General features: G+C 50.6%; 2 protein-coding genes. Both read left to right on the forward strand.

Annotated elements, in window-relative coordinates; translation table 11 throughout:
• Nucleotides 1–436 (forward strand): hypothetical protein (locus tag E1189_RS01495; RefSeq protein ID WP_230459962.1); only part of this gene is annotated, 436 nt, incomplete at its 5' end.
• 184 nt (nucleotides 437–620) lie between these two features.
• Nucleotides 621–1,428: restriction endonuclease (locus E1189_RS01500; RefSeq protein ID WP_155158333.1), on the forward strand; the 808-nt coding region annotated here is incomplete at its 3' end.

A 1,428-nucleotide genomic window follows, 5' to 3' on the forward strand; every position in this document is an offset into this window, starting at 1 on the left:
CCCCCGAGAATGGATATTCAACCCCTACCATGCCCTACAACGGCAAGAGTTGAAGCTTCAGGTGATAGATTCTGTAGACCAAGCCAATCTCCGAATCAGCCACCTCATAGCTCCACCAGAAGAGAAGCTTTCAGCAACTCAGGGCGGGAATATTTTGCTGGGGTATAAATTTGGTAATGGCTACTCCCATAAGAACAGAAGTGACTTCGAGCTCTCTAAAGCCTACTTTGCCAAACCTCTGGAGCAGTACAGCTCCAAAAACTTTCGTGTGACCGACTGTGGAGGCTATGAGGTCGAAGAGGTAGACATTGATCCGGCCTGCTTGGCATCTCTGAAAACCATGGATTTTCCTGTTGAAGTCAACCTGACCTCCGTTCCCAAGCCCGGCTTCCGCAGGCTAGTACCTATGATCATTGGAATCAAACCCGTTTCATAGCATTCACTCACGTGGGCACAGTCTTCCAGACAGACTGTGCCCTACTGCTATACCTTTCTAATCCTGCTGCCTGTAAACTCTTTTTCTATTTATCCTTCTCAGCTACCGAGACCCACGCTTCGCCAGTCAATAACAGACTACGGCCAAATCTCCGGGCGGTAGCGTATCCCCCAAAAGACACTTCATGGCCATCCCTGATTTTCAAAGTACCATGCGGCCTCTGCTCACAACCATTGCAGATGGCCAGATCCACATGTTCAACTCCGTGTGTGACTCACTCTATTCAGAGTTTCAACTCACAGAAGAAGAAAAACTCGAGCGACTGCCTTCCGGGAAGCAAACCGTCATTCGTAACCGCATAGCCTGGGCTCGCACTTACCTGAAAAAAGCAGGCTTGCTCAACGCTCCTGGGCGCTCTCAGCTTCAGATCACCGAAAGAGGCCTGAAGGCAATCGAAGAGTGCCCGGAAAAAGTGAATGTGAAGTACCTGAAACAGTTTGAAGCGTTTCTGGCTTTCCACACCAGTAAAAAGAAAGCACAACCTTCTGCTGCTGTTGTTAGTGATGGGACTTCCACGAGTGATGATGAGCTAACCATTACACCGGAAGAACAGATAGAAGGTGCCTATAGCTCTTTAAGAGAATCCCTGGCCTCTGACCTGCTCGACATTATCAAAAGCCAAACGCCCACCTTCTTTGAACAACTGGTCGTCGATCTCATGCTGAAAATGGGTTACGGCGGCTCTCGCGAAGAGGCCGGCCGTGCCACTCAGCAATCGGCCGATGGCGGCATTGATGGTGTGATCCATGAAGACCGTCTCGGGCTGGATACCATCTACCTGCAAGCCAAACGCTGGGAAAGCACCGTAGGCCGCCCGGAAATCCAGAAGTTTGCTGGAGCCCTGCAAGGCGAAGGTGCTACCAAAGGGGTGTTTATTACCACCAGTGATTACAGCTCCGGTGCCAGGGAAAACGCACGAAACCCCTTGATAT

Source organism: Parendozoicomonas verongulae (assembly GCF_009711465.1).
GTDB lineage: Bacteria > Pseudomonadota > Gammaproteobacteria > Pseudomonadales > Endozoicomonadaceae > Sansalvadorimonas > Sansalvadorimonas verongulae.